This is a genomic window from Chitinophaga sp. OAE865 (assembly GCF_040546735.1).
In the GTDB taxonomy this organism is placed as follows: Bacteria; Bacteroidota; Bacteroidia; order Chitinophagales; family Chitinophagaceae; genus Chitinophaga; species Chitinophaga polysaccharea_A.
This window is the reverse complement of the sequence record NZ_JBEPOF010000001.1, coordinates 3,410,790-3,434,395: the sequence shown is the minus strand read 5'-3', so window position 1 is coordinate 3,434,395 and position 23,606 is coordinate 3,410,790. Positions and strand designations below refer to the sequence as shown.

The window sequence follows — 23,606 nt, the reverse complement described above, 5'->3', positions numbered from 1 at the left end:
ATGGAAACTAAATTTTACCTGCCCAGTATTTATTCTGCACCAGCAGCCTGTTATTGTTAAACAATGCAGGATCCAGCGGCATCAGGTAACCTTCCTGGTTGTACCTTGCGGGCGTTAGCCAGGGGACTACAGAGCGTTTCATTCTCACATCGTCGAAATAAAGCTGTCCTTCCATAAACAGCTCCCGCGAGCGCTCGGTCATGATCTCATCCAGCAGGCTGTTGTAGGTAAGCGGCGATTCGCTCACATACAGCGCTGAATCCATCTGCGGGAGGTTACGCGAACGGCGGAAGCTCCGCAGCTGCGCATAGGCTTCACCCAGTTGTCCTTTATACACGGCTATCTCCATGCGGTTCAGCAATACATCTGCATAACGGATCAGGGAAACATTATTATCGAGATAAGGTTCTGCCTGTTGATTAGGGTTGTTATAAATGATGTTGCTGTATTTTGTAAAGATGGGTTGGGCGCCGTCTGCGTCATAAAGAAATAATCCTCTTCGTATATCCGTATTCGGTATAGTGTCTTCAGGATTGGGTCCTGTCTGAATAATCCGCGGGTACAGGTTGCTCACAAAACTGTTGCCCAGCAGCAGGTCGCTCCAATCTGTTTTTGCCAGCACCGGTATTCTCAGGAACTTGATGGGCATCAGGTTATTAGATCCTTCATTATATGCATAACGGGTATACAGCTCAAAAATACTCTCACGGGTGTTACCGATAAATACCTTTGCATACTGGATGCTGTCTATCTTACCCCCAGCCGCAGGCAGGCCATACAAGCCACTGCTTACAATACTTTCCACCAGGGCGGATGCTTTGGCTACATCTGCCATATCAGGGGTGGCTTCAAAGGCCGGTTTCCTGATCACACAGGCACGCCACAGATACACCTGCGCCTGCAGCGCCATCACTACGGCCTTATTGGGAACCGTACCCCTGCTTGCATCTACTTCGTACGTCATATCCAGGCAGTTGGCTGCAGAATCAAGATCGTTCAGTATCTGCTGTACCACCACGTTCTTATCGGTGCGGGCCAATGGCTTATTGCCAATAGGGTCCGGGTCCGGGGTAAGTACCAGCGGTACATCACCAAAAGTGCGAAGCAGCTGGAAGTACACATAGGAGCGGATAAAAAGGGTTTGCCCTGCAATATTCTTCCGTCCTTTTTCCGGGTCGTCCAGGAAAGTATTGTCCGGCACCAGCGGCAGCTTTTCCAGTATAAGGTTGGTTTGCAGGATAGTGCTGTAAAACCTCGACCAGTTACGGAATACATCCAGGTAGTTCATTTCAAACTTGCCCACCTGGATGTTCCAGTCGGAGTTTGAAAAATAAGGCGCGCCGCGGATAATGATAAACTGGTCGCCCAGCGTCATATCGCCCAGGTTATGCAGGTAATCCTGTTGCAGCATGTTGGAGCGCAGCGATGCATAAGCGCCGGCCAATGCTTTCTTCATATCGTTTTCCGACTTCCAGAACTTCTCTTCGTAAGTAGTATCTTTTGGCTCCTGGTTCAGCATCTTCTTACACCCTGATAAAGATGCCGCCACTATGATGATGATAATTAAAGTCCGTTTCATAAAAAGTGTTTAGCTGGTTTTAAAATCCTACATCAATGCCCAATGTGTATTTATGCGGGCTCGGATAGCCTACACCGTTATACTCCCCGTAAGGGTTTACATTCTCTGCATCCGGTAATCTTTTGGAGGCCTGGAAGATGTATACGTTGTCCATCAGCCCATAGAACCGTAAGCGGTTCAGGTGAAGCGGTTTCAATGCCTTTTCGCGGAGGGTATAACCAAATGAAATATTCTTGATCCTGAAATAATCTCCTTTCTCCAGGAAGAAGGTCTGATCTGCACGGTAGTAGTAACGATAAGTACCAATATCCATTCTTGCGTACTGTGCCTTGTCGCCCGGCTTACGCCAGATGTTCATAGACGAAAGATCAGACACCGCATACTTGGAAAATTCATTACCACTTGCATCCCAGCCATAACGGCCATAGGTATCAGATTCATACAGGTTCAGCACATCCCTTTTAAATGTAAATGTGCAAAGGAACCCGAAAGTGAAATTCTTCCAGTAAAAATTTTGCGTGATACCACCAGTGAGGAAAGGATTAGGATTGCCATAAGGGATTTTATCCCCGGTAATACCACCGTTAAAAGCATCTATGATACCATCGCCATCCAGGTCTGCAAAAATAAACTCGCCTGCCCGGAAAGGATTGTTGGAATTCGGGTCATTCACTGCCCCTACCTGGAATTTCTTACCGGTATATTTATCTGTCGGCACATCATCATCGGTACTATATACGCCCAGTGTTTTCAGCAGGTAAAAAGTATTCACCGCTTTTCCGCGGGTAAGGATATGCGTGGTGTTAAAGAGATTACCAAAAGTAAGATCCCGATTATTATTAGGCATGCTAACCACTATATTCTTGTTCATGCTCACATTCCAGAGTATTTCCCAGCGCAGGGCGCTTTTCTCCGGCATTACATTCCTGAACTGGAAGTTGATGTCAATACCGGAATTGCGTAACTGTGCACCGTTGGTTTTGGCGGTAGCGATACCGGTAGTGCTTTGCAGGTTCATATCTATTAACCCCGCTTTACTGTTCTTTACATACACATCGGCGCTGAAGTAATATTTACCATTCATCAGCTCTGCTTCTATACCTCCATTCCAGCTGGCGGTTTTCTCCCAGCTGATGTCTTTCTGCGCCACGCCACCGGAACCAAATTGCGGGGTAATGGTAACGGTGCCGTTGTAGGTATTCGGATTCAAACCGCTGCCGTTATAGCCGGCGCCGCCAATGTTATAAAGACTGTACTGCAGGTAGTAATCACCAGGCAGGTTCCCCAGCACACCATAACTGCCGCGTAGTTTCAACATGGATAACCAGCTGGCATAGCGCCGCATGAAAGGCTCATTACTGATCATCCAGCCGGCGGAGATAGCGGGAAAATATCCCCATTTATTATCAGGGCCAAAGCTGGATGCTGCATCTCCGCGGAGGGAAGCAGAAAAAAGGTAAGTACTTTTATAATCATAGTTCACCCGCGAAAACAACGAAAGGATACCAAAGGCTGAGTAAGCGGAACTACCATACAGGTAAGGCCCCTGCGGGAAACCGTTCACTACCTGTATCTGGTCGCTGGCGCCGCGGGAACCCTGCGCATAGGTGTTCTGGTAGGTACTGTACTGCACTTCCTGGCCTACGATAGCGTTAATGGTATGCTCTTTCCCTTTTCCGAATACAGCGTTCCAGTTCAGGTCGTTGGAAGTGGTATAGCTTTGCTGCAGCCCACTCGTAGAAGAAGCAGAGTTGCCAAGATCGGCATTCAGCTCACCGGGCACTGATACGTCGCGGCGGCTCATCACCATGGACACGGAGTTGCGGGAGCGGAAAGACAACTGGGGAGATAACCTCAGCTGCAGGGAAATATCGCCGTTCACCTGGTTATCCACGTTGATGTCCATATTGCTGGAATACCGCCCCAGCACACGTTGCAGGCTGTTCTCATCAGCTGCGAACAACGACGACGGCATGCTTTGCCCTACTGCGCCAAACAGGTCGGCGCTACCGGAGCCACGCCCTCTTTCCATACGGGCCAACCTGATATTGGGCACTACTTCCAGCGCGCCGTTCCTGGTACGTATCGAAGAAGAATAGTTGAGCGTATAACGTTTAAACCCGGAGGCTTTTACGATACCATCTTCCATATACAGGCCGGCAGACAAACGATACGTGTTATACTCCGTACCCCCGTATACGTTAAAGTCTACATTCCTGATCATTCCCTTGCGGTAAAACAGGCGTTGCCAGTCGGTAGCCTTATCCAGGTCCGGGTTCAGGCTATCCGTCATGATCAGGTTCTTATGTGTAAGCCGGTCGTAGTTCCCTTCAAAGTTGTCATCATACAGGCGGATCTTCTCGCGGCGTTCCGCTGCTCCTACCAGCACCTGGCGGAGTTTAGGGATCTCCGTTAGTCCCCCATAAGCCGATACGCTGAAGCGCGGCGCGCCGGTGCGGGCCCTTTTTGTTTTGATGATGATCACCCCATTGGCGCCGCGGGAACCGTATACGGCGGCTGCAGCCGCATCTTTCAGTACATCCACCGACTCAATTTCATTGGGATTTAAACCAGCGATATTGTTGGTGCCCGTACCAATGTCAGGTCCTACCATATCATCATTGAACTGCGGCACATCGTCAATTACATACAGTGGTTTGTTCAGTATCTTATACTGATTGTTTTGGTAAGATGTACCAATGGCCGTATTGCCTCTTACGGAAATAGTAGGAGCAGCGCCGGGCTCACCGGTGAAGTTCTGCACATTCACGCCGGACATGCGCCCCTGCAGGAGTTGTTCAAAACTACCGGCGGGAATGTTCTCAATGTCTTTTCCTTTAATGCTGGAAACAGCCGCAGTGGCCTTACGCCGGTTTACGGCCTGGTAGCCGATCACCACCACATCGCCCAGAGCGCCGCTCTGCGCGGTAAGCACAATATTCAGGTGGGTACGGCCTTTCAGTTTCTGTTCCTGTTTAAGGTAGCCGATAAAACTGATCTCTAACGTGGCATCGGGTGGTGCCGCCAGGGAAAATTCCCCTTTATCATCCGTAACTACCCCCTGGGAGTTCCCTTTGATCTTGACCGAGGCGCCGGGAAGTGGCCCGCTTCTTTCATCTGTAATTTTGCCGGTCACTTTTACGTTCTGGGCAACAGATGGTAAGACCGCCAACAAGGCGATAAAGGCCATGACAATTTTCTGCATGGGATTAGGTTTAAGAAATGTTGAAAAATTCTGGTTGATATATGCTATTACAGGCCCGCACACCGTGCGTTGACGCGATATTAGATCTTACTCCGGTTGACTTATTTTAATTGTATTGTTGACAATTGTTATTACAAATCTATCTAAAAGGGCCGGATATTACTTCCCGGAAATTAACAGATAGGTTGCTGATTTTAACAGGTAGAAAAAGAAAAGGGCCATCGCCGTTTATAATGGCAACGGCCCGTAAGATTATAACTTATAAAAGCGCCAGCTGGATGTAAAATCCTTTGGCACCGGCTTGTTCAACAGGATAGCCCGGAGCATTTCTATAGGCATCATATTTTCCCTGAGCACTGCATCATGATATTGTTTAAAAGACATTTTACCGCTGTCTACCAGCTCCTTCTTCAGGGCTTCAAACTGTAATCCGCCAATCATATAGGCAATCTGGTACAGGGGGCTATACCCGCCAACAAAAGAACGGCGCACCTCTCCTTCCGCATTGGCCCGCTCATGCCCTACACGGTCTACCAGGAAATCAATGCATTGCTGCGGCGTCCATTTACCGGTATGATAATTAATAGAGAAGATAATACGTGCGCAGCGGTGCTTGCGCCAGAACAACATACCTATACGGTCTTCGGGCGACTGTGCAAATCCCTGGTCCCACAACAGCCGCTCCCAGTACAGGGCCCAGCCTTCAATCCAGAACGGGGTTTCAAAATGCCGGTATGTTTTATAACGGTTCTGCATAAATTCCTGCAAGGCATGCCCTGCCAGCAGTTCATGATGCACCGTGGCCCTGGAGAAATGCGGGTTATTACCACGCATACTCATCATTTTATCTTCGTGGCTCATACTGCTAACGGGATAGGATACACTGAATTCCTCCCCGCCGGTGAAGAAGGGATTTACCAGCTGCCGTTCCGGCGTCATCATGATCATACGCCAGGTTTCTTCTGCCAGTGGCGGCAGGGTGATGAGGTTGTGCTGCTTTATAAAATCCACTGACTCATTATAAAGTTTCATCATCGCCGCCGGCTGGTCTGCCGGGGGCACATAACTGTTCTTCACTTTTTCCATAGCGGCCTTCCAGTCGGTCCCCAATCCCATTTCACGGGTGGCTTTTTCCATTTCAGCATCACACCAGGCAAATTCCTTATTGGCAATAGCGAGCAATTCTTCCGGCGTGTAAGGGATCATTTCCTCCTGTAATCCTTTGATCAGCGCCGTTCTTCCGATAGGGTGGCCAGCAATGCCACTTCCGTCGTCCGGCATGCGGGCAGTACTTTTTTCTTTATTGTAGAAAGTAGCGCTGTAGGTTTTCAGCAGGCTGTCTACCTGTTTGTACGGGGCCGGCACCCACCAGGAAAAAAGCGGGTCATACCCATTATAAAAAGTGAACACGCTGCTTAATGCTTCCCGTAAACCTTTGATAGTGGAAATGCCCCTGCGGATCTGTGGCAGGGTGAGCGAGCTGTCTGTTTCCAGTTGCTGCCTGCTCCGGGCAATTTCCTTTGCCATATCGCTCAGCTGTGAAGCCAGCGCCGGTGCATCCGGTTTTTCCCCGCGGCGCCGGTGCTGCTCCACCTGGTAGATCTTCTCTGCAAAGGGAAACCACTTTTTTAACTGCGCACTTTCCTGTTGTGCCAGTGTTAACTCTTCCTGTGCCTGCAACAGCCGGCGTTTGAAGAGCGTATAATCTACCTGTGCACCTACATTCAGCCTGGTATAGTTCAGCTCTTCCAGCCGTTGCTGGTAACTTTTCACCAGGGCTGTCATGCGGGAAAGCTGCTCCGGTGAATTATCTACAAAATAAAAACGGTGCAGGTTACCGGCATCTGCATCATACTGCACCATGATATTATTCACTTCGCTGGATTGGAGATACAGGTCATTATCTGCCGATTGGGCGATAGTTGCGCCCTGCTGCAACAGCAGGCAGGTGAGCAGCGGGTATAATTTCTTCAAAAGAGGCATAATTTACTCGTTTATATTTCTGTCTGGCGGATTGGTATTCAGGAGATTTTTTACAAAGAAATCACGGCGTTTAATGCGCCCGTAAGGACCACCGTCGCTATGCCCCATGCCGGGCACCGGCAGGAATTCAAAAGACTTTCCTTTTTTGATCAGCGCGTTGATCACCCGGTAAGTAGATTCAGGCGGCACATTAGTATCGGCCTCCCCTACTATCAGGAGCAGGCGGCCCTGTAATTTACCGGCGTTTGTTACATTGGATTGTTCTTCATACTCCTTGCCCACGGGGTAACCCATCCACTGTTCATTCCACCATTGTTTATCTACCCGGTTATCGTGGCAACCGCAGGAAGCCACTGCCGCTTTATAAAACTCCGGGTGGAAAAGCAGGCCGCCCAGGGCGTTCTGGCCACCGGCAGAAGTTCCGTATAGCCCTACCCGTGAGGTATCCACAAACGGGTATTTTTCAGCCAACGCCCTGATCCAGAGGATACGGTCGGGGAACCCTGCATCAGCAAGATTTTTCCAGCATACATCATGGAATGCCTTTGAACGGTTGGCGGTGCCCATACCATCTATCTGCACTACAATAAATCCGAGATCCGCCAGGCTTTGCATATCATTATAATAGCTCATGAAGCTTTTGGGCACAAAAGCATCCTGCGGACCGGCATAAATGTTTTCCACTACCGGGTACATTTTTGTGGAATCATAATCTGTTGGCCTGCACATTATACCCCAGATATCTGTTTTGCCATCACGGCCTTTTGCGCTGAACGGAACCGGGAAAGGCACGCCGGTGGCTTTCCAGCCGCTTACGTCTGCCCTTTCCAGCACGGCGATCAGTTTCCCGTCGGCCGTACGGCGCAGTTCATTCACGGGTGGTACATTTACCTGTGAGTATTTGTCAATGAAATATTTCCTGTCGGGAGAAAAGAATACCTGGTGATTTCCCGCAGCAGGTGTCAGGTCAAGCAGGTGCTTTCCTGCAAAGTCTGTACGGTAGTAGTGAACAAAGTAAGGGTCTTCCCCGGCGTTCCTGCCGCCGGCCCTGAACCATATCTCTCTTTTCTTCGCGTCTATACTGTCTATTTCCCTCACTACCCAATCGCCTTTTGTTACCTGGTTCTTAATCTCACCGGTGAGGGTGTTCACCAGGTAGATGTGCCGCCATCCATCCTTTTCAGAGGTCCAGAGCAGTTCATCGGTTTCCGGGAGGTAATGGGTATAGAGACGGGATTCGTAAATGAAAGTCGGTGTTTGTTCATCCAGTATGGTGCGGGTGTTGCCATTGGCGGCATCCACTTCTATTACGCGGAAGCGCTGATGGCCACGGTCCACTTTTTCATAGAGAAAATAGCGCGGGTCCTTGTTGCGCCAGTGCAGCACCGGTGCATCAAAGAAATCGATCCTGTCTGTTTTCACCCGGGTAGTGGTTTTCCCTTCCATGGTAAACAGGTACATATCAAAAGTGGTAAAAGGGTCGCCCGGCTGTTTGTAGGGATGGGAGCGCAATTGCCCGCGGGTAGTGCCGGGCACATCAGTGAGCACATAATACACCGCGGAATCTTCCACGGGGTGGATGCGGTACCCGACAAGGTATTTGCTGTCGGGCGACCAGGCAAAGGCCCCATAGAAATCGCCATCGGCTTTCCCGTCTGTTGTGAATGGCGTAAGCGCTCCGGTGGCTGCCGAGCGTATATATACATTGCCGCCTATGGTAGTGGCTATCCATTGCTTATCCGGCGAAATACTGTCGGTGGCAAATCCTTCCCAGCGACTGGGCTCATGCTGTCTCAGCGGCAACAGCCTGGTCTCGTTCTTTGCCAGTTGCGCAATTTTTGCGGTATCAGTGATCAGCTCTTTTTTCCCGGTGGCAGCTGTTACAAGATAAGCTGTTTTAACACTGTCCTTTCCTGTAACCGTGTACCAGAACGACTTCCCGTCGGGCAGCCAGTTGGCGTCCACATTATGCCGGGAAATAGTTTTCCGGGTAATACTATCCAGCAGCTGTACTTTCCTGTATCGCTGCAATATCTCCGCATGTGAAGGCAGGTAAGGCGTTGGCTTGTTTTGCTGTGCGAGCAGCAGCCCCGTTGGCAGGCTCCATAGAATCAGCAGGTAAAGAAATCGTTGATATTTCATAAGTTGTGTTGATCCGCTATAATTAAATGTAATATGGACAATTAATATAATCCGGCTCACCGGATATTTTTTAAAAGTACACCAGGCATTGGTTAGTTTTTAAACGTTTTTTAATAACTTGTTCTCATATCTTCACCTAAATTTGGTTACAATCTCTTTAAAGGTGTTAAAAAAAGAATAATGTAATTACATGAAAGTATTGCAGTTTACAATACCTGTAGCGCACGATAAAACCATTATCACACAACAAGACCGGTTGCCGGCTTTCTATCCGCATCTTCACCGCCATGAAGAAATCCAGCTTACCTGGATCCAGCACGGCCATGGCACATTGATAGTGGAGAATAATATGCATACTTTCTGGTCCAATGAAATATACTGGATCGGGAGCAACCAGCCGCATGTGTTAAAAAGTGAAGAATCCCCATTCGGGAGTAAGAACAAGAAAAATGTGCAGGCCCTCACGCTTTTCTTCAACCCTGAAGGCAAGCTGGCGCCCTTGTTTGGCTTACCGGAATTTAAAAAGATAAAATCTTTTATTGATCAGTCGCAGAACGGGTTCAAGATCCCGGAGGCGCATGTGGTGGATATATCCAGCCGGCTGTTGAAGATACACCAGTCGCAGGGTATTGCACAGTTCCTCGCATTTGTAGAGCTGATCAATTTCTTTCTCACTATCAAAAACCTGGAACCGCTGATCACAGGATCCAGGTTATCTGCAGTAAATGAGCAGGAAGGTATCCGTATCGGGTATATCTACAATTATATTATGCAGCATTATGATGCGGAAATAAAACTGGAAGATATTGCCCGGGAAGCGCATATGACGCCGCAGGCATTTTGCCGGTATTTCAAAAAGCATACGCGGCTTACGTTTGTTTCCTTCCTGAACGAGGTGCGGATCAATGAAGCCTGTAAGAAACTGGCAGGGGGCTCGTACGACAGTATCGCTACCGTGGCCTATAACTGTGGCTTTAACAGTATTGCAAATTTTAACCGGGTGTTTAAAAGCATTACCCGTAAATCGCCCCGCAGTTACCTGCGGGAGTATGAACAGCTCGAAAACGGGGCTACAACAAAATCTGCATAGTATTGATCAAAAAGCGAATAGAATTGCCAGCAAAGTAACTGTAGTTTTAGGGGAGATAAACCTGTAATCAACCAAACTACGATAGTTACTATGTCAGACGCTCCTACCTTTAAGCCATCCATTAAATTGCTGGATGCTACGATGATCGTGGCCGGCAGTATGATCGGTTCCGGGATCTTTATTGTCAGTGCAGATATTACCCGTCATACCGGAAGCGCAGGCTGGCTGCTGCTGGTATGGCTGATCACCGGCTTCATGACGCTTACTGCCGCATTGAGCTACGGGGAGCTGAGCGGGATGTTTCCAAGGGCAGGAGGACAATACATATACCTGAAGGAGGCATATAATCCTATGACGGCCTTCCTGTATGGCTGGAGCTTTTTTACCGTTATACAAACAGCTACCATTGCCGCTGTAGGCGTGGCCTTTGCAAAATTCACCGCCTATCTCCTGCCCGCATTCAGTGAAGAAAATGTGCTGCTTTCTGTGGGCGCGTTAAATATCACTGCGGCACAACTGCTTTCCATTGGGGTGATCGTTTTACTAACCTATATGAATACACGTGGAATTGAAGGAGGTAAAACTATTCAAACCACCTTTACACTTACGAAGCTGGTGAGCCTCGCCGCGTTGATCATTTGCGGACTGCTGGCTGTGAAGCCCGAAGTATGGCGGGCCAACTGGCAACAGGCATGGCAACTGCACCCGCTTACTGCAGACGGCAGCATTTCATCCTACACCACCATTGCCGCTTTCGGCGCTATTGCGGCGGCCATGGTTGGATCGGTGTTCAGCAGCGACTCCTGGCACAATGTGGCCTTTGTGGGCGGGGAAATAAAAAACCCTAAAAGGAATATCGGGCTGAGTCTTTTCCTGGGAACAGCCATTGTAACTGTTATCTACCTGCTTACCAACATCACTTACCTGGCGGTACTCCCTTTACCAGAGATTGCACATGCGCCGAAAGACCGTGTAGCCGTGTCCGTGTCACAGGCGGTACTTGGAAATACCGGCACTATAATTATTGCCGTTATGATCATGATCTCCACATTTGGCTGCAATAACGGGCTGATACTGGCCGGGGCCCGCGTATATCATACCATGGCAAAGGATGGCCTGTTCTTTAAAAAGGCCGGCCATCTAAACCACGCTTCGGTGCCTTCTTTTGCATTATGGATCCAATGCGTGGTGGCCTGCTTATGGTGCCTGAGCGGCCGTTACGGCGATCTGCTGGATATGATCTCTTTTGTGGTGGTGGCTTTTTATATGCTTACCATTGCAGGTATCTTTATTCTCCGCAAGAAACGCCCGGATGCCGACAGGCCCTACAAAGCTTTCGGATACCCCGTATTGCCTGTGCTATACATATTAATGGGCATTGCTTTCTGCGGACTGCTGTTTGTATATAAACCAAGATTTACATGGCCGGGATTATTCATTACCCTGTCTGGTATACCCGTGTACTTTTTAGCCAACAGTAACCGTCCTGCTGTTTCCCAAAAGGAAAATATAACCACCACCGATCCTTCTTACTAAATGATATGTCAACCAGGGGGACTATTAAAAGTCCCCCTCCTTTACTTTCCCCATAAGCGTATCCCTTACGCCTTTCAAAGTATTAATACATAATTAATCCAGTACCATACCCGGGCAAAAAACTATACACGTACTTTTACAAAATTCGTTACCTTACCAGCAGAAAATGATGCAATGCAATGTGATGTAGATATGTAATTCCTTTTCTGACTAAGCAATACGACGTGCCATATTGATCATGTGAAAAGCCAACTTTGTTTCATCTCTTTTTGAGGGACGCAGTAAATTATATAAGATCCCTGCAGCAGGCAGATGTGCAATAACGATTTAGCAAATTTATTTAATCACAACCAAAAAACATTAGGCTACAAAACAATAAAGACAGGCCGTATATCTGTTCCATTTACGTTTATTCAAATTCACGTCTTATTCATTTGTTATGAGGTACTCATTAATTGGAAAATTATGCTTTCTGATGGTCTTTCTATGCGCAGCCAGCAGCGTGGCTTTTGCGCAAAAGACCCTCACCGGAAAAGTTACCGGGGCGGCAGATGGTGCTGGTCTGCCTGGTGTAAATGTTATCGTAACCGGCACCTCTGCCGGCGCCAGTACCGATGCAAAAGGGAACTATACCCTTTCTTTACCACCGGGTGCTAAATCGGTTTTGTTCTCGTTTATAGGGTACGAACCCCAAACAGTTACTATCGGCGACAAAACAGTTATCAATGTAGCCCTGGCCGCCGCCACCAAAGGATTGGGAGAAGTAGTGGTAGTAGGTTACGGTGTGCAGAGCCGCCGCGATGTAACCGGTACCATCGCCTCCGTAAAAGGATCAGATATTAAGAACCTCCCTGTATCAGACGCCGCACAGGCCATTCAGGGCCGCGTTACAGGCGTGGATATAGTCCGGTCCGACGCCTCTCCCGGCAGCACGCCCTCTATCCGTATACGCGGTACCGGCACCATTAATAATGCCGACCCGCTGATCATTATTGACGGCGTGCCCGCAGGCGGCCTGGCCGATGTAAGCCCCAACGACATCGCCTCCATGGAAATACTTAAAGACGCCTCCTCTTCTGCTATCTATGGCACCCGCGCCGCTAACGGCGTGGTGATCATTACCACCAAGAAGGGTAATTATGGCGAAAAACTGAAGGCATCGGTGAATGTATACCGCGGCATTTCCAACGTCTCACACTATGTGTCGCTGCTCACCGCTCCCGATCTGGTAAAACTGAAACAGGAACGCTATACCAACGATGGAGTACCTATAGAGGCTGTATGGCAGGATCCGTACTATGCTACCCAGCGCACCGACTGGCAACGCGCACTGTTTGGCACCGGGCATATCACCAATGCAGATGTGAACCTGCGGGGCGGTAACAATACTTCCAATTATATGTTCAGCGCAGGTTACTATAATGAAGATGGCATCATCACCAACTCCTACTTCAAAAGATATTCCGTACGCATCAACTCAGAACATAAACTGGGCAAGCGTGTAAAAGTGGGCGAAAACCTGCAGCTTACCTATAAACAAAACAGCGGACCCGATACCTATTCTTCGCAAACCGGTCTTATTTTCAGCGCGCTGCGCTTTAACCCCGCTATCCCCGTTCACAACCCCGATGGCAGCTGGGGCAGCTCTAAAGCCAGCAATGAACTGGGCGATATCAATAACCCCGTATATACTGCTGAAACCACCGACACCTGGACCAAAAACTACCGCATGCTGGCCAGCGTATATGCCGAAGTGGAGATCATGGATGGACTTTCCCTCCGCGCTAATTATGGTTTCGATGGCAGCCTGGTAAACCAGTTCGGCTTCAACCCGAAAGTCCTTGACCAAACCAGGGCCCGCGATCATGCTGAACTTTTTACCCGCAATGAAAGCTACAACAGCCAGCTGAGTGAAATATTCCTCACCTATAACAAAGTGCTGTCGAACATACATCACATCACCGTTACCGGAGGCTACTCCCAGCAAACCTATAACGGGTCCTGGAACCAGGCGGAAAGATGGGGATATAATGATGAATCAAAAGACCAGCTGGTACTAAGCAATGGTAACGACATCCACGATGCAAAAGGTAATTACTTTAATGCCAATGCCATCGCCTCCGGGTTTATCAGGGGTTTCTACGGCTTTAAAGATAAATACCTGCTCACCGTTACCTTCCGCGCCGACGGATCCTCCAGGTTTGCACCAGACCAGCGCTGGGGCTATTTCCCCGCCTTCTCCGCAGGCTGGCGTATCTCCGATGAAAGCTTCTTCAAAGACAATGTCAAAGCAATCAGCAACCTCAAAATAACAGGTGGCTGGGGACAACTGGGTAACCAGAATGTTACCGAATTCCAGTACCTCGCACAGATCAATAAAGACCGCCGCTATAATTTCGGGGAAACCTCGTACACCGGCATCTGGAACTCCAGGCTGGCCAACCCGGATATCACCTGGGAAAAAGCCGAAATGACCAACATCAGCCTGGAAGCAGGGTTCTTCCATGATAAACTGAATGCCACCATCACCTGGTTTAATAAAAATACCAACGATATGCTGGTTCCAGCTCCTGAAATGGATCTGCATGGCACCTCCGCTATCCCCGACCGGAACCTCGGCCAGTTAAACAACAAGGGCTGGGAAATAGAAGTAGGCTACCAGGGCGGCAACGATAAGTTCCATTATAATGTAAGCGCCAACGCTTCCTTCATCAAAAATGAAGTCACTAAATTATACGACCCTTCTTCCTATATCGGCTCTACCCCCTATGGCAGGCAGGGACAGGAAATTTCCCGCACCTATGTGGGTCAGCCACTGGCTTCTTTCTATGGCTGGAAAACAGGCGGTATTTACCAAACGATGGACGAGATCAATAACGATCCCAACATCAGTAAAGATCCCAACAAAGACAATATCCAACCAGGCGATGTACGCTTCCTGGATACCAATGGCGATAACATGGTAAATGATAAAGACCGCGTAAACCTGGGCAGCCCCAATCCTAAAGTGGTATATGGCATACAGGCCAGCGCAGGCTATAAAGGCTTTGACCTGAGCCTCTCCTTTGCCGGTGTAGGCGGCGTAAAACTTTACAACGCCGATAAAATGCAGGGAATGGATGCCAACTATCCATACAACCTCTATGCAGATGCGCTGAACCGCTGGCATGGCGCCGGTACCAGCAACACGGTGCCCAGAATGACCCTTGGCAATGCCAACCAGAACAACCGCGCTTCCGACCGTTTCGTGGAAAGCGGCGATTACTTTTCCCTGAGAAATGCAGCACTTGGCTACACCATCCCATCCAAAGTATGGGGACGCAGCGGCATTTCAGATATCCATGTATATGTAGCCGCACAAAACCTGTTCATGCTTACCAGCTATTCCGGCCTGACCCCGCAACTGGGCTATAGCGGCTCTTCAGACGGCAGCAAAGGTACCTCCGACGGGAACAGGCAGAGAGGCGTAGACGTAGCCGCCTATCCACAGGCACGGACCTTTACATTTGGCGCTACCCTCAACTTTTAATTCACGGGAACTTTAAATCAATTACTATGCAACGGATCAAATATATATTAGCACTCACGACGTTACTTTTCACCGGCTGTAAAAGCGTACTGGATGTAACTCCCCAGGGATTGTACAGTACCGGTAACTACTGGCGTAACCAAAGCGATGCTGTGGACGGCGTAACCGGTATCTATAATATTTTACTGGAAGAAGATTATACCGGCTTTAATGAATTTGTGTTCGATAACTGCTCGGACGACCAGGTGCGCGGCGGTGATCATGATTACGATGGGGTGATAGAGGATTTCACCTATGATGCATCCACCTACAGCGTAAGAGTAGGCTGGAGATGGAAATATGAAACCATTAACCGCTCCAACAATGTACTGATCTATGTACCTAAAATTGCAGGCATGGATGCCGACATTAAGAACCGCTGCCTGGGAGAGGCACACTTCTTCCGCGCATTCGCTTACTGGCGCCTGCTGCTGATCTATGGCGAAGCTCCTATTATCACGGAAGATGATGTACTCAAATCTTCCTACAACAAACCCAAAGTAACGGCAGATGAGCTGCGCGCCCAGATTGAAAGCGACCTGCTGGCGGCTGCCGATCAGCTGCCCGAAAGCTATGATGATGCCAATAAAGGCCGCGTAAGCAAAGGCACTGCATGGGGCCTGCTTTGTAAACTGTATATGAACTGGGCCAAGCTGGACAAAGCCATTGAATACGGCAACAAAGTAATTAGCAATGCTAACTATAAACTGGCGACTAACTATGCGGATAATTTCAGCGTAGCCACCGGCAATAACCCGGAAATGTTACTGGCCGTTCAAACAGTAGATGGAAATGGCTACTCCGATTTCATTACCTATCATGCTCCGCGCAACTGGAACGGATGGAGTTTCTTCTACCCTACCAAAGGACTGGTAGATGAATTTGAAGCCGGCGATCCCCGTAAAAACATCTGTATCATGCAGCCCGGCGATAAGATCAACATCGGTACCGGCATTGCCACCTATGACGCGGCGGCTTCCTGGAGTGGCTATCACTACAAGAAATTCTGCAGCTGGAAACCCTCCGGCGGATTGGATTACTCTCTTAAAACACCGCTGATGCGCGCAGCAGATATTTACCTGCTGGTAGCAGAAGCAAAGATCCGCCTAAACGGACCAGGCGCCGGTGATGCGGAGATCAATGCCATCCGCAAACGTGCTTCAGCTACTTTGCCTGCTGTTACCAATGCCGGTATGGCCGCACTGATGCATGAACGCAGGGTGGAACTATGCGGGGAAAATGAAAGGCACCAGGATCTGCTGCGCTGGGACAAAGCCAACCTGGTGGATATCGTGGAGCTGTACAAAAAACCCAAGCTGGCGTATAACGGTACCGTGATCACCAGGGGCGGGGCGCCACGGAAATTCAACAAACCCAAAAACTACTACTTCCCGATGCCTCAGCAGGAGATCGATCGAAGTAAAGGCATCCTCGTGCAGAACCCTAACTATTAGTGGTGGGCCGCCTTCGGCGGCGCGCGGAGTTTGTCTGACTCAGGATTAAACTGATTACGCTGATTACACTGATTTTATCTTTTGGATTTTTAAAGGATTGAATTAATAAAAAATTAAGGGAGATAAAAGCAATACCCGCTTTTATCTCCCTTAATCATTTACTAAATCTCAAAAATAAAATCAGTGTAATCAGCGTAATCAGTTTAATCCCGAGTCAGACAAACTTCGCGCGCCGCCGAAGGCGGTAAGCGAGTTACTTCACTGAAAACTTATACACAGTTGTCTGCGAAAATGTGTCACCTGGTTTCAGGATCACATTCGGGAAAGACGGCTGGTTGGGAGAATCAGGGAAGTGTTGTGTTTCCAGGCAAAGAGCGGCATTCTGCACATATTTCTGCCCGTTACGGGTGTTGGTAAGCGTACCATCCAGGAAGTTGCCGGTATAGAACTGGATACCCGGCTGAGTGGTGGCTACTTCCATGTAACGGCCACTGGTAGGGTCATACAGCGTAGCTACTGTTTCCAGTACGCCTTCCTGTTTGTCCAGTACCCAGTTGTGATCGTAGCCTCCTTTTACTTTACCTATATCTGCACCGATCTTTTTAGCAGTAGTAAAATCCATTGGCGTGCCTTTCACAGGCTCAAGTTTACCGGTTGGGATCAGCTTATCATTTACAGGGGTATAGCGACTTGCCTTCAGAGACAACTCATGCCCGAGGATAGTGCTGTCTTTTCCCGCTGAAAGATTGAAGTAAGCATGATTGGTAAGGTTCACCGGTGTTGGTTTATCGGTGGTAGCCTTGTAGGTGATCTGCAGGGCGTTGTCTGGCGTGAGCGTATACGTTACAGTAGCCTGGAGATTACCAGGGTAGCCTTCTTCTCCGTCTTTACTGTTATATACCAGTTGCAGGCTGCTGTCGCCGGCAGGAGTGGCCGCCCAAACTACTTTGTCAAATCCTTTTAGTCCGCCGTGCAAACTGTTACCGTTATTGTTAGGAGCCAGTGTGTACTCTTTGCCATCCAGTTTAAACTTTGCATTGGCAATACGGTTGGCATAACGGCCCACCAGTGCGCCAAAATACGGCTGACCTTTCTGCTGATAGCCCGAAAGTGAATCGTAAGACAATACCACATTGCCTTTCTCTCCCTGTTTGTCGGGGGTGATAATATCCGTAATGGTACCGCCATAGTTCAGGATCTTTACTTCCATCCCGTTTGCATTCTTCAGGGTATATTGCAACACTTCCTGGCCATCTGCCTGGCCAAAGCTGCGTGGACCATTTGTTACAGCCGTTTCAGTTGTTGCAGTAGAATCCTTGCTTTCGGCTGTTTTTGCAGTATTATTGTTGCAGGAGGCCAGCATGGTACCGCCGGAAATCATGAGAGCGGTTAACGCCTTAAGGTTCATGTCCATAACGTATTTTGATGTTAAGTGAAAAAGAGTCACTAAATATCGGGATAATCCCGTTAAAGTCAAATATTTTTATTTGAAATTTATTGTCACAAGAACAATTAAAAACGCTATTGATTAAAATACGTGTACTATCTGTCAATAATTGGAAAGTAAGTATACGGTGTGCGGATTAGTTTTAGCATGTTAAATACTGATGAAATGAAAAGACTGATCACTACAGGGCTGTTGCTGGCAGGCAGCCTCCAGCTGTACTATAGCGCCCACGCTCAATCCTATGTGCCGGAATGGAAAGAAAAAAAGATGAAAGTGCTGCCGGCTGCTACCATAAAAGCATACCCGTTCCCGATAACAGATGTCACCCTCCTGGAGAGCCCATTTAAAACAGCGATGCAGGCGGATGCCAGGTACCTGTTAAAGATAGATCCCGACCGGCTGTTATCTGCCTTCCGCACCAATGCCGGGCTGCCTGCAAAAGGCAAACAATATGGCGGATGGGAAACGGGCGGCCTTGCAGGCCATACCATGGGACATTACCTGTCGGCCTGCTCCATGCAATATGCCGCCACTAAAGATACAGCCTATCTCAACCGGGTGGCCTACCTGGTCAGTGAGCTGGCGCTGTGCCAGCAGAACCGCCACAATGGTTATATAGGCGCTTTCCCCAATGATGATAAACTCTGGTCTGAAATTGCTGCCGGCGATATCCGTTCCCGGGGCTTCGACCTGAACGGCGGCTGGTCGCCCTGGTATACCGTGCACAAAATCATGGCCGGCCTGCTGGACGCATGGCTGTACTGCAACAATGCGGAAGCGCTGCAGGTAAATAAAGGTATCGCCGACTGGACCGGCAACGTGATCAAAAACCTGTCGGAAGAACAAATGCAGAAAATGCTGATCTGCGAATACGGGGGCATGGCGGAAACACTGGTAAATACCTACGCTTTAAGCGGCGATAAAAAATACCTGGACCTCTCCTATCGCTTTTATGATAAACGCATCCTGGATTCCCTGGCTATAGGGAAAGATATACTTCCGGGAAAGCACTCCAACACCCAGATCCCTAAAGCCATTGCCAGCATCCGCAGGTATGAGCTGAATAAAGATCCCAAAGATGCCGCTATCGCAAAATACTTCTGGGAAGTAGTTACCAGGGACCACTCCTACGCAAACGGGGGCAACAGCAACTATGAATACTTCGGTCCCGCAAGACAGCTCAATGAAGCGCTCACCGACAATACTACCGAAACATGCAATACCTATAACATGCTTAAACTTACCAGGCACCTGTTTGCACTGGATCCGCAGGCACGCCTGATGGACTACTACGAGAAAGCATTATACAATCATATCCTCGCCTCGCAACACCACGAAACCGGTATGATGTGTTATTTTGTGCCGCTCCGTATGGGAGGTCATAAAGAATACAGCGATGAGTTTGAAACCTTCACCTGCTGCGTGGGATCAGGCATGGAAAATCATGTGAAATACGGGGAAAGTATTTACTATCGCGGCGCCGACGGCAGCCTGTTCGTAAACCTGTTTATCCCTTCCGTACTGGAATGGAAAGAGAAAGGCGTTACTATAAAACAGGAAAACAAACTGCCTGCAGATAATCGTATAACCCTCACCGTTAGCACAAAGAAAGCAGCGCCATTCACCATGCGTGTCCGCAAACCGGCATGGGCCAGGGCAGGTATGATTCTCCGGGTAAATGGTACGGAACAACCACTGCAGACAGATGAAAGCGGCTACCTCTCTGTTACCCGCAACTGGAAGAACAACGACCAGGTAACGCTTACCCTGCCGGCAGATGTATACACAGAAGCCCTCCCTGACAATCCCAACAGGCAGGCATTATTCTATGGCCCGGTATTATTGTCCGGCATCCTGGGAGAAAAAGAACCCGACCCTGTAAGCGGCGTTCCTGTACTGGTAGCAGCTAACCGGCAACCCGCTACGTGGATCAGCCGGACGGAAGATCCTAACTCGCTCATCTTCCGCACCGCAGGTACCGCGCAGCCAAAGGATGTAACGCTCACTCCTTTTTATCAAACCCGCAATGAATACTACACCGTATACTGGGATGTATTTACCCCGCAAAGCTGGCAGGAACAGCAGGTGAAATACGCTGCTGCGAAAAAAGCCCAGCAGGAACTGGATGCACGTACTACAGATATTCTGCGCCCCGGTGAAATGCAACCTGAAAGGGATCATGAATTTACCGGTGAAAAAACCGGCACAGAAGAGGAACATGGACGTAAATGGCGTATCGCCTGGCCCGGAGGATATTTCTCCTTTAACATGAAGGTAGATCCCAACTCCCGTCATTCACTGCAATGCACCTACTGGGGCATGGATAACCGGGGCCGCACCTTTGATATCATTGTAGATGGCACTACCATTGCTACCGAAGATCTCAACAAATTTAAAGAGAGCCGCTTCTATCCTGTTTCATACGCTATTCCGGAGCATCTTACCAAAGGAAAACAAAGCGTGAACATCCGCTTCGTGCCTAAAGCCAATAACAGCGCAGGCCCATTATACGGATGCAGAATGATAAAAGAATAAACACTACAGGTGTTAGCGGGTAGTTTCCGCTAACACCTGTTTTACAACCGGCCAGCTATTTTCCCATTGCAACAGTTCTACCCTCAGCGTTGGTTTACCCCGGTTGCCCGCATCATACCCGTGAAAAACAAGATAGTCGTTCCCGTTATACCCCATTACCGCGTTATGCCCAACTCCGTGCCAGCGGTCATCTCCAGCCAACACCAATGTGCCGCCCCCCTCTGTCATACGCCGGTTATCTTTATCTGTATAAGGCCCCTGTAACTGTGCAGCCCTGCCTACCATTATTTTATACGTGCTCTTTTCGCCCCGGCAGCAATAGTCGAACGACACAAAAAGATAATAGTACCCGTTTTTCTTATAGATAAAAGGCGCTTCAATGGCCCCATTTCCCGGTAGGGAATCTGCAAGTGCCTCATCACGGTGGCGCGCAGCCAATGTATACCATACTTCCGGTACCGCCGGGCGCGTAGCCGTGGTATCCAGCTTAAACATTTTGATGCCTCCCCAGAAAGAACCGAAACTCAGCCACGGCACCCCATTATCATCCCTGGTTAATGCGGGATCAATAGCATTCCAGTTATCCCTGCCGGGAACGGATTGTATCACCATACCTTTATCGATCCATTTAAAATCACACGATCGCGGATCCAACGTCCTGTTAACCGCCACCCCGATGGCAGATGTATTTTTACCAAAGGCGGAAACCGCATAATACAGATAATACCACCCGTTATGATAACTGATGTCCGGCGCCCAGGTATGCCCTTTAAAACCGGCAACGGCGGCCTTTGTCCAGGAAGGAGGAGTAGCAAATACCGGTGGTTGCTGTTGCCAGTTCTTCATATCGGGAGATGAATACACCGTGATCCCATTCCCGGTGCAAAACAAATACCAGGTACTATCCTGGCGGATCATTACCGGGTCATGAACAAACTGGGCCTGGCTATGCCGGCAGCAAAAAAACAATATCAAGCATAATACCTGTTTCATGCGTCTTTTTTTACCCAAAAAAAACGGCGGCAGGAAAATTTTCCTGCCGCCGGTACATACCTGTCAGGTGACTATTTATTTATTTTTGCGCGGATCACATAGAATGACCAGGGCGCCATTTCTGTACGGATCGTTTTTCCTTTGATCGCAATACTTTTCTCCTGCGGGGAAATGCGGGTAGGCTGATCCAGTGAATTAAGCCCCAGCAGGCTGTCGCTGCCCAGGGTAATCAGGCGGCCATTGGCCGCCAGCCCTTTCACCCCTTGAACGGCTACCGTCACCGGTTTGGGAGTAGCTGCCGCATTCACCAGTTTAATGATCAGTTCACCGGTGGCATTATCTACTACCGTAGACGCATATACGCTGTCCTGCCCGCTGATGAACTCGTTACCTTTTAGTATAGGTACTACAGCTGTGCCTTTGTGGTTGCCGTAAAGTTTTTGTACATAGTAATTAGGCGTACCATAGGAGCGCAGGTTATCAAACCAGATAAGGTCCGGTGTCCACTGCCATCCATCCACATGCGCCAGCAGCGGTGCATAGGATGCCATTACCACTACATCGGTATTACGTTCCAGGCCGGTCATAAAGGCGGCTTCCGCCAATGCGCACAACCAGCTGTTCTTATTATCACCATTGCCTACTCCCTTGCTGTGTGCGGCATACTCGCCGGCAAAGATCTTAGGGCCTTTACGGTCGTAGGAATCATAACGGGCCGCATTGCGGAAGAACCACTCGGGAGAGCTGTAGTAATGCTCGTCAAGAATGTCCGCATTCAGCTTACGGAGGGTATCGTTGAGGAAAGTAAATTTATCACCGTCGGGGCCGGGGCCAAGACTATTCACCAGTTTAATCTCCGGGTATTTATTCTTTATGGCCTTTGCAAACGCTGTATAACGCTCTACGTATTGCGGTCCCCACTGCTCATTACCTACACCCATCATTTTCAGGTTGAAAGGCGCAGGATGTCCCATTTTTGCACGCAGGGCGCCCCATTTCGTACTTACGTCCCCGTTAGCAAATTCAATCAGGTCCAGTGCGTCCTGGATATAAGGATCCAGTTCATTCACAGCAACCACCTCTGCACTGTTGAACTGGCAGGCCATGCCACAGTTGAGGATAGGCAAAGGAGAAGCGCCTATATCTTCCGCCAGCTGGAAATATTCAAAGAAGCCAAGTCCGAACGACTGGAAATAATCCGGTGTAGCGCGGTGTGCAAATTCATTGTTCCACCGGTTCATGATCACTTCGCGATCATTCACGTCTCCTACTGTTTTTTTCCACTGGTAGCGGTTCGTCAGCTCACGCCCTTCTACAATACAGCCGCCGGGAAAGCGCAGGAAACCCGGGTGCAGGTCGGCCAGCAGTTGCACCAGGTCGGCTCGCAACCCGTTGCTCCGTTCCTTCCAGGTATGCTGAGGGAACAGGGAGATCATGTCAACATCTATTACACCGTTGCCATCGAAAGCCACTTTCAGCTTTCCTTTTGGTACAGTAGCATTAGCGGTGAAACTGGCCTTGTATTGCTGCCAGTTGCTGCCTTGCGGTGTTACAGTAGCGCTGCCAATGGCTTTGCCTGCATCATCCAGCAGGGTCACAGTAAGCTTTACAGCGCCCTCCTGCTGGCGGGCATAAACGGAAAAGTTGTATTGTTCCCCTGCTTTGATCCCCATACCACGGAAACCCTCATTCACGATCTCAAAATTGCGTGTATCCGGCATCGTTATCCTTGCAAAGCGGGGATTGGAAGGATGGTCTTCTTTACGGTTAACCACCACTATCTGCCCGTTGGATACAGCGTCTTTTGGTATGCTCCATCCCATAAGCGGAGAGCTGAACTCAAAAGAACGGTTCTTTACCAGCTCCGCATAAATACCTCCATCTGCACTAAGATTGATGTCTTCAAAGAAAATACCCCACATGTTGGGCGATACCGGCGTTTTCACCTCGCCGGCCTTTACAGTAAAATTCAACGGTTGCTGCGCTGCTAACGGGGTAGTATATACGCCCCCGAGCAGGGCCAGCGCCGTGATAAAACGTTGTGTTCTCATATATGATTATACCGTTTTTTTGA

At 49.1% G+C, this 23,606-nt stretch carries 12 protein-coding genes; 5 read left to right on the top strand and 7 right to left on the bottom strand.

Annotated elements, in window-relative coordinates; translation table 11 throughout:
- Positions 1 to 7: 7 nt before the first annotated feature.
- The 4 genes from ABIE50_RS13980 to ABIE50_RS13965 form a co-directional block, all read right to left on the bottom strand.
- Positions 8 to 1,579: a RagB/SusD family nutrient uptake outer membrane protein gene (locus tag ABIE50_RS13980; protein WP_209860538.1), complete on the bottom strand. Its 1,572-nt coding sequence runs from the start codon at positions 1,577 to 1,579 to the stop codon at positions 8 to 10.
- Positions 1,580 to 1,598: 19 nt separating this feature from the next.
- On the bottom strand, positions 1,599 to 4,784 hold the full coding sequence (locus ABIE50_RS13975) for a SusC/RagA family TonB-linked outer membrane protein (RefSeq protein WP_209860543.1): 3,186 nt from the start codon (positions 4,782 to 4,784) through the stop codon (positions 1,599 to 1,601).
- Between the two features lie 252 nt (positions 4,785 to 5,036).
- Positions 5,037 to 6,767, bottom strand: coding sequence for a DUF885 family protein (locus ABIE50_RS13970; RefSeq protein WP_209860544.1), 1,731 nt, complete (start codon positions 6,765 to 6,767; stop codon positions 5,037 to 5,039).
- Positions 6,768 to 6,770: 3 nt separating this feature from the next.
- Positions 6,771 to 8,909, bottom strand: coding sequence for a S9 family peptidase (locus ABIE50_RS13965; protein ID WP_209860546.1), 2,139 nt, complete (start codon positions 8,907 to 8,909; stop codon positions 6,771 to 6,773).
- A 190-nt stretch (positions 8,910 to 9,099) separates the two neighbouring features.
- Here ABIE50_RS13965 and ABIE50_RS13960 point away from each other — a divergent pair, with 190 nt between their 5' ends.
- The 4 genes from ABIE50_RS13960 to ABIE50_RS13945 all read left to right on the top strand — a co-directional run bounded on the left by ABIE50_RS13960 (position 9,100) and on the right by ABIE50_RS13945 (position 16,557).
- On the top strand, positions 9,100 to 9,999 hold the full coding sequence (locus ABIE50_RS13960) for an AraC family transcriptional regulator (RefSeq protein ID WP_209860548.1): 900 nt from the start codon (positions 9,100 to 9,102) through the stop codon (positions 9,997 to 9,999).
- Positions 10,000 to 10,089: 90 nt separating this feature from the next.
- Positions 10,090 to 11,535 carry an APC family permease gene (locus tag ABIE50_RS13955; RefSeq protein WP_209860549.1) on the top strand — a complete coding sequence of 482 codons (1,446 nt, stop codon included), beginning with the start codon at positions 10,090 to 10,092 and terminating at the stop codon, positions 11,533 to 11,535.
- A gap of 475 nt (positions 11,536 to 12,010) precedes the next feature.
- Positions 12,011 to 15,064: a SusC/RagA family TonB-linked outer membrane protein gene (locus tag ABIE50_RS13950; RefSeq protein WP_209860551.1), complete on the top strand. Its 3,054-nt coding sequence runs from the start codon at positions 12,011 to 12,013 to the stop codon at positions 15,062 to 15,064.
- Positions 15,065 to 15,090: 26 nt separating this feature from the next.
- Positions 15,091 to 16,557: a RagB/SusD family nutrient uptake outer membrane protein gene (locus ABIE50_RS13945; protein ID WP_209860553.1), complete on the top strand. Its 1,467-nt coding sequence runs from the start codon at positions 15,091 to 15,093 to the stop codon at positions 16,555 to 16,557.
- Positions 16,558 to 16,810: 253 nt separating this feature from the next.
- Here ABIE50_RS13945 and ABIE50_RS13940 read toward each other — a convergent pair whose 3' ends face one another.
- Positions 16,811 to 17,971 carry an aldose epimerase family protein gene (locus tag ABIE50_RS13940; RefSeq protein WP_209860555.1) on the bottom strand — a complete coding sequence of 387 codons (1,161 nt, stop codon included), beginning with the start codon at positions 17,969 to 17,971 and terminating at the stop codon, positions 16,811 to 16,813.
- 198 nt (positions 17,972 to 18,169) lie between these two features.
- Here ABIE50_RS13940 and ABIE50_RS13935 point away from each other — a divergent pair, with 198 nt between their 5' ends.
- On the top strand, positions 18,170 to 20,539 hold the full coding sequence (locus ABIE50_RS13935; protein WP_354028004.1) for a beta-L-arabinofuranosidase domain-containing protein: 2,370 nt from the start codon (positions 18,170 to 18,172) through the stop codon (positions 20,537 to 20,539).
- Between the two features lie 12 nt (positions 20,540 to 20,551).
- Here ABIE50_RS13935 and ABIE50_RS13930 read toward each other — a convergent pair whose 3' ends face one another.
- The gene (locus ABIE50_RS13930; RefSeq protein ID WP_209860557.1) at positions 20,552 to 21,532 is read right to left on the bottom strand and encodes an arabinan endo-1,5-alpha-L-arabinosidase; all 981 of its coding nucleotides are present in this window, start codon (positions 21,530 to 21,532) and stop codon (positions 20,552 to 20,554) included.
- Positions 21,533 to 21,603: 71 nt separating this feature from the next.
- Positions 21,604 to 23,583: an alpha-L-arabinofuranosidase family protein gene (locus ABIE50_RS13925; protein WP_209860559.1), complete on the bottom strand. Its 1,980-nt coding sequence runs from the start codon at positions 23,581 to 23,583 to the stop codon at positions 21,604 to 21,606.
- Positions 23,584 to 23,606 lie beyond the last annotated feature (23 nt).

Bases quoted from the DNA above. Each gene is read 5' to 3' on its own strand.
- ABIE50_RS13925 (WP_209860559.1), bottom strand. From the start codon at position 23,583: ATGAGAACACAACGTTTTATCACGGCGCTGGCCCTGCTCGGGGGCGTA.
- ABIE50_RS13930 (WP_209860557.1), bottom strand. From the start codon at position 21,532: ATGAAACAGGTATTATGCTTGATATTGTTTTTTTGCTGCCGGCATAGC.
- ABIE50_RS13950 (WP_209860551.1), top strand. From the start codon at position 12,011: ATGGTCTTTCTATGCGCAGCCAGCAGCGTGGCTTTTGCGCAAAAGACC.
- ABIE50_RS13935 (WP_354028004.1), top strand. From the start codon at position 18,170: ATGAAAAGACTGATCACTACAGGGCTGTTGCTGGCAGGCAGCCTCCAG.
- ABIE50_RS13940 (WP_209860555.1), bottom strand. From the start codon at position 17,971: ATGGACATGAACCTTAAGGCGTTAACCGCTCTCATGATTTCCGGCGGT.
- ABIE50_RS13955 (WP_209860549.1), top strand. From the start codon at position 10,090: ATGTCAGACGCTCCTACCTTTAAGCCATCCATTAAATTGCTGGATGCT.
- ABIE50_RS13965 (WP_209860546.1), bottom strand. From the start codon at position 8,909: ATGAAATATCAACGATTTCTTTACCTGCTGATTCTATGGAGCCTGCCA.
- ABIE50_RS13975 (WP_209860543.1), bottom strand. From the start codon at position 4,784: ATGCAGAAAATTGTCATGGCCTTTATCGCCTTGTTGGCGGTCTTACCA.
- ABIE50_RS13960 (WP_209860548.1), top strand. From the start codon at position 9,100: ATGAAAGTATTGCAGTTTACAATACCTGTAGCGCACGATAAAACCATT.
- ABIE50_RS13945 (WP_209860553.1), top strand. From the start codon at position 15,091: ATGCAACGGATCAAATATATATTAGCACTCACGACGTTACTTTTCACC.
- ABIE50_RS13980 (WP_209860538.1), bottom strand. From the start codon at position 1,579: ATGAAACGGACTTTAATTATCATCATCATAGTGGCGGCATCTTTATCA.
- ABIE50_RS13970 (WP_209860544.1), bottom strand. From the start codon at position 6,767: ATGCCTCTTTTGAAGAAATTATACCCGCTGCTCACCTGCCTGCTGTTG.